General features: G+C 66.4%; 1 protein-coding gene. It reads right to left on the bottom strand.

Annotation, left to right across the window (positions count from 1 at the left end):
- A partial coding sequence (locus WBR57_RS24195; RefSeq protein WP_424087329.1) for an amino acid adenylation domain-containing protein occupies nucleotides 1–6,481 on the bottom strand: 6,481 nt, incomplete at both ends.

The following is a 6,481-nucleotide window of genomic DNA, read 5'->3' on the forward strand; positions in this document are numbered from 1 at the left end:
GCCGAGCAGCGCGCTCAGGCGCAAGTGGGTCGCCTTGACTGCAACCGCCGCGCCGGCGGCCACATCGACGCGCAATGGCAAGGTGTTGATGAACATCCCGAGTGCGCGGTCCGCGCCGTCCCCAGCCTGCATACGGCCCATCAATACGGTGCCGAACACCACCTCATCACGCCCGGCGACCAGCCCCAGTACCTGGGCCCAAGCCAAGTGCATCAGGCTCGCCGCACTCACGCCCAGCAGCCGTGCCTGCTCACGCACGCGCACCGCCAGCGCCGGCTCCAGGGGTTGCTCGGCCTCTTCGATGTCGCGACCATCGCCCTGCACATCGCGGATGCCAAACGCCAGGGTCGGCTCATCGACATCGGCGAGCATCTCGCGGAAGAATTGTTCATGTTCTTCAACACTCACCCCCAGGCGCGCCTGGGCCACGTAATTGCGGAACGGCGCCGGCGGCGGCAGGTCCTGCGCCTGGTTGAACAGGAATGCGCGCATCTCCTGGCCGACCACTTCCATGGCGGTGTGGTCCAGCGCCAAGTGGTGGAACAACAGGATCGCCGCCACCCGGTCATTGGCCGGGTCTTGTGCGTAAACCATGCGCAGCAGCGGCGCCTGGGTGATGTCCAGGCGGTAGTGGCGCGCATCAAACCGCGCATGCAGTTGCTCGATGACGTCACCGTTGGCCGGGTCCAGGGCAATCTCTTGCACCACCAGCTGCGCGTCACGCCAGACCACTTGCACCGGGCTGTCCAGGCCTTCCCAGACCACACCGGTGCGCAGGATATCGTGACGCGCCACCACCTGTTGCAGCGCGCCCATGAAGCCGTGCAAACGTTCCAGGCGGTCAAACGCCATGCGCGATTGCAGCAGGTACGGGTCGCCCTGCTCGGCGCTGATATGGTGGTAAAGAATGCCTTCCTGCAACGGCGCCAGCGGGTAGATGTCCTGCACATTCGCTGCGCCACCCGGCACGCTTGCAACGATGCGCTCGATGGCGGCCTGGTCTAGCTGCACCAGGCTCAACATGGACGGGGTAATCTGCGTGCAACCCGGCGGGATGCGATTGGCCGGCACCACGATTTCACGCCCGCTGCCGACCGCCGCCGCCAGTGCCGCCAGGCTTGGCTGGCTGAACAGCACGCGGACATCGGCGCTCAGGCCGACCTGGCGCATGCGCTCGATCAAACTGACCGCCAGCAGCGAATGCCCGCCGAGCTCGAAGAAATGGTCATGCCGTCCGACGCGCTCCAGCTTCAGCACCTCCTGCCAGATCTGCGCCAGCAAGGTTTCCACTGGGCCCTCCGGCGCCTCGTAACCACGGCTGAGCAGCGCGCTCTGGTCCGGCACCGGCAGGCCCTTGCGGTCGAGCTTGCCGTTGGCGGTCAGCGGCAACAGCGCCAGCCAGACGTAGGCCGACGGCACCATATAGTCCGGCAACTGCCCTTGCAGATGCGCGCGCAGCGCTTCGATATCCAGCGCTGACGGCGCGGTGTAGTACGCCACCAGGCGCTTGTCGCCGGGCTCGTCTTCGCGGGCCAGCACCACGGCGTCTTTCACGCCGGGGACGGCCGCCAGGCAGGCTTCGATCTCGCCGGGCTCGATACGGAAACCGCGAATCTTCACCTGCAGGTCATTGCGCCCCTGGTACAGCAATGTGCCGTCGGCCTGCCAGCAGGCCAGGTCACCGCTGCGGTACAGCAGGCCATCGCCGAACGGGTTCGGGATGAATTTCTCGGCGGTCAGTTGCGGCTGGTTCAGATAGCCCCTGGCCACGCCCGCGCCACCGATATACAGCTCGCCAACCACGCCCAGCGCCACCGGTTGCCGGCGCGCATCCAGCACGTAGGCCTGGGCGTTTGCAATCGGCCGACCAATCGGAATACCGCCCGTGCCGACCGAGGTGATCTCAAAGGTCGTGGAAAACGTGGTGGCTTCGGTCGGCCCGTAGCCGTTGAGCAAGTGCTGCGGCTTGCCGTGCTTGAGCACGCGGCCGATCACCAGTGGGTCGAGCACGTCGCCGCCGACGATCAGGTAGCGCAATTGGCGGAACACCGGCATCAGTGCGTCGGCGTACTGATGGAACAGGCCGGCGGTCATCCACAACACGCTGACCGACTGCTCCTGCAACAACGCGCCAAAGGCCGCTTGGGACAGCAGCTCGGCCTGTTCGACCACGACCACACAGCCGCCGTTGAGCAACGGTGCCCAGACCTCGAGGGTGCTGGCGTCGAAGGCCGGGTTGGAGGCGAAGGCCACGCGGTCGCGTGGGTTGAAGTCGGCATAACCGTTGTTGAGCACCAGGCGCGAAATCGCCCGGTGCGGCACTTGCACGCCTTTGGGCGCGCCGGTCGAGCCGGAGGTGTAGAGGATGTACGCGACGCTCTCCGAAGACGCGTCCACGTCAGGGTTGTGCGGCGACAACCCTTCCAGGTTCAGGTCCGCCAGGCTATTGAGCACCCGGTGCGCACCGCTGTCCTGCACGATAAACGCCTGGCGCTCGAGCGGCGCGTTGACGTCCAGCGGCACATACACCGCCGCGCACTTGAGGATCGCCAGTTGGCAGATCAGCAGGTCGAGGGAGCGCGGCAGCGCAATCGCCACGCTTTCTCCCGGCTGCACGCCCTGGTTAATCAGGTGGTGGGCCAGGCGGTTGGCGCGGCGGTTGAGGTCGCGGTAACTCAGGGACAGGTTGCCCTGCACCGCCGCCACCGCCTCGGGGCACGCCAGCGCCTGGGCTTCGAACAACTGGTTGACCGTAAGGTGCGACGGGTAGTCGCGCGCAGTGGCGTTGAAGTCCACCAGGATGGTGTGGCGCTCGGCGGCGGGCACGATCGACACCGCCTGCAACGGCGTGGTCGGCGCCTGTTGCAAGGCGCTGACCAGGTGGCGCAACGCGGTCAGCATGTAGTCGCCGACGCGCTGCACATCCAGCGTGGCCAGGCCCTGCACGGTCAGGGCGAAGCCTGCGCCAAGGTCATCGACGTTGAGCACCAGCGGGTAGTTGCTGCGCTCTTCGGAGCTGAGGATTTCGATCCCGGAGGCGGCAAACGGACGCTCGCCCGGGGCCTCGCCCGGTGCGCTGTGACGGTAGTTGAGCAGCGTGCTGAACAACGGCAGCGAACCCGGCACGCCACTGCAGCGCTGGGCCAGGGACAACGAGGCATGCTCATGCCCGAGCAACTGCGCGAGCCGCGCATGGGTGGCGCGCACCCCGGCTTGTACCCCGGTTGCGCCCAGGCTGACCCGCAGCGGCAAGGTATTGATGAACATCCCCAGCGCCCGGTCAGCGCCCTCGCCGCCTTGCATGCGGCCGAGCAACACCGTGCCAAACACCACGTCCTGCTGGCCGGAAACCTGCCCCAGCACCTGCGCCCAGGCCAGGTGCACCAGGCTTGCGCTGCTCACCCCCAGTTGCCGCGCCTGTTCGCGCAGCCCCAGGCAGAGTGCCGGCTCCAGCGACAGGTGCGCTTCGAGAATGCCGCTGCCGTCGCCATTCACATCCTGCACGCCAAAGGCCAGGGTCGGCTCGTCGATATCCCCGAGCATCTCGCGGAAAAACGCTTCGTGCTGCGCCTGGCTGACCCCGAGCCGCGCCTGGGCCACGTAGTTGCGGTACTGCACCGCGTCGGCCAGTTGGGTGTTGCTGCCGGAGAGGCTGGCGCTCATTTCCTGCACCAGCACCTGCAGGGCGGTGTGGTCCAGCAGGATATGGTGCAACAGCAGGATGCCGACGTAGCGCTGCTGTTCGGCGCAATAAGCAAAATGCATCAACGAGGCGCGCGACAGGTCGAGGCGAAAGTGCCGTGGGTCAAAGCGCTGTTGCAGCTGCGCCAGGGCATCCGCGCCCACGTTTTCGATGCGTTCGACCGCCAGCTGCGCCTCGCGCAGCACCACCTGCACCGGCTCGTTGAGGCCTTCCCAGAGAATCGCGGTGCGCAGGATGTCATTGCGTTCGATCACGCTGTGCAAGGCCGCGATAAACGCGTCCACCGCCGCCTGATCCTTGAAGCTGAACTGCACCTGCAACACGTAGGGGTCGCCTTCGGTGGTTGCCAGGTGGTGGTACAGAATGCCCGCCTGCAGCGGCGCCAGGCCGTAGATGTCCTGCACATTGCTGAGGCCGCCGGGCACGCTGTCGACGATGTGATCGAGGGCGGCCTGGTTCAGCTCCACCAGCGGCACCATGTCCGGGGTGATCTGCAGGCTGGCCGGATTGATCAGGTTGGCCGGGACCTCCACCTGTTGCTGCCCGCCGACTGCGGCGGCCAGCGCCGCCAGGCTCGGCTGGCCGAACAGCACACGCACGTCGGCACCCAGCTCGACCTGACGCATGCGCTCGATCAGCTTGACCGCCAGCAGCGAATGGCCGCCGAGTTCGAAGAAATTATCGTGGCGCCCGACCCGGTCAAGCTTGAGCAGGTCTTGCCAGATCGCGGCAATCGCCACTTCCACGGCGCCTTGTGGCGCCTCGTAGCCACGCCGGGCCAACGCGTCGGCACCCGGCGCGGGCAAGGCTTTGCGATCGAGTTTGCCATTGGTGGTGAGCGGGAATTTGTCGAGCAATACAAACGCGCTCGGCAGCATATGGTCGGCCAGGTGCCGTTGCAGATGGTCACGCAGCTGGGCCACGCTGAGTTGATCCTCGGCGATCACGTAGGCGACCAGGCGCTTGTCGCCCGGTTCGTCTTCACGGGCGACCACCACGGCGTCACGCACGCCAGGGGCGTTGGCCAGGTGCGCCTGGATTTCACCGAGTTCGATGCGAAAGCCACGGATCTTCACCTGGTCGTCGTTACGCCCCAGGTATTCGACGCTGCCGTCGGCGAGCAGGCGGCCAAGGTCGCCGGTCCGGTACATGCGCAGGCCGGTGGCCGGGTCGTCAAGGAAGCGCTCGGCGTTCAGCGCGTCGCGGTTCAAGTAGCCGCGCGCCACGCCGGCGCCGCCCACGTACAACTCGCCGACGACGCCAAACGGCAGCGGCTCGCGCTGCGCATCCAGCACGTACAGCTGCAGGTCGGGAATGCGCACGCCAATCGGGCTGACGCCGACCAACTGCGCATCCGCGGCCTGCAATGCGCGATACGTCACGTGCACGGTGGTTTCGGTGATGCCATACATGTTCACCAGTTGCGTGCCGGCGTTGGTTGCCCGCGCGTACCAGGGTTTGAGCATGCTCGGTTCGAGGGCCTCACCGCCGAAAATCAACTGGCGCAGGGAATGCGCCTGAGGGCTCTGGCCCTGCGCGGCGATCAGTTGGCGGAACGCGCTTGGCGTCTGGTTGAGGATGCTCACGCCGGCGTCGCACAGCAGCGCATAGCATTCATCCGGCGAACGGCTGACGAGTTGCGGCACGATCAGCAATTGCCCGCCGTGCATCAGCGCGCCCCAGATTTCCCACACTGAAAAGTCGAACGCAAAGGAATGGAACAGCGCCCACACGTCGTTACGGTTGAAGCCGAACCAGTGTTCGGTGGCACTGAACAAACGTGCGACCTGGCGGTGTTCGATCATCACGCCCTTGGGCTGGCCGGTGGAGCCAGAGGTGTAGATCACATAGGCCAGGCTCGCCGGGCTGATCGCCACGCGCGGGTTGACGATGGACTCGCCACGCAAGCCGTTGAGGTCGATCTGCGCCAGATCGCCCGCCAGGTGGCGCGTATTGGCTTGCACCAGCACCGCCAGCGGCTCACTGTCGGCCAGGGTGTAGGTGATGCGTTCCTGCGGATAGGCCGGGTCGATTGGCACGTAACCCGCGCCGGCCTTGAGGATGCCGAGCAGGCCGATGATCATCTCCGGGCCACGCTCCACGCAGATCGCCACCCGATTATCCGGGCGAATACCCTGGGCCAGCAGGCGATGGGCGACCTGGTTGGCACGCTCGTTGAGCTGGCGGTAGGTGAGGCGCAGGTCGTTGAAGCGCAAGGCGATGGCTTCAGGCTGGGCAGCGGCGTGGCGTTCGACTTGCTGGTGGATCAGGTGGGAATCGGCGTAGGTGTGCGGGGTGTGGTTGAGGCGGTGCAGCAGGGTCTGGCGTTCGGTGTCGGGCAGGATGTTCAGGCCGCTCAGCGGCATTTCCGGTCGCTGCCCCAGCGCATCGGCCAGGCTTGCCAGGGCCGTGTGCAGGTAGCCCGCCACGCGCTGGGCGCCGATGGACGCGTCGACCATCACCGTGAGGGCAAAATCTTCGCCCAGGTCGTCCACATTCACCGTCAGCGGGTAGTTGGTACGCTCTTCGGCGCCGAGCACCTGGATGCCTTCGGCAACGTCAATCACCTCGGCCATATCGCCAGCGGCGCTGTGCCGGTAGTTGAGCATTGCGCTGAACAGCGGCGTCGGTGCGGCCACGCCGCTGCAACGCTGGGCCAGCGCCAGGGACGCATGCTCGTGGTTGAGCAAGGCGGTGAGGCGTTCATGGGTGGCCTTGACCCCGGCGCGCACGCCCTGCGCGCCCACATCCACACGCAGCGGCAAGGTGTTGATGAAC

Origin of the sequence: Pseudomonas sp. (assembly GCF_049590575.1) — a bacterium.
Lineage (GTDB): Bacteria > Pseudomonadota > Gammaproteobacteria > Pseudomonadales > Pseudomonadaceae > Aquipseudomonas.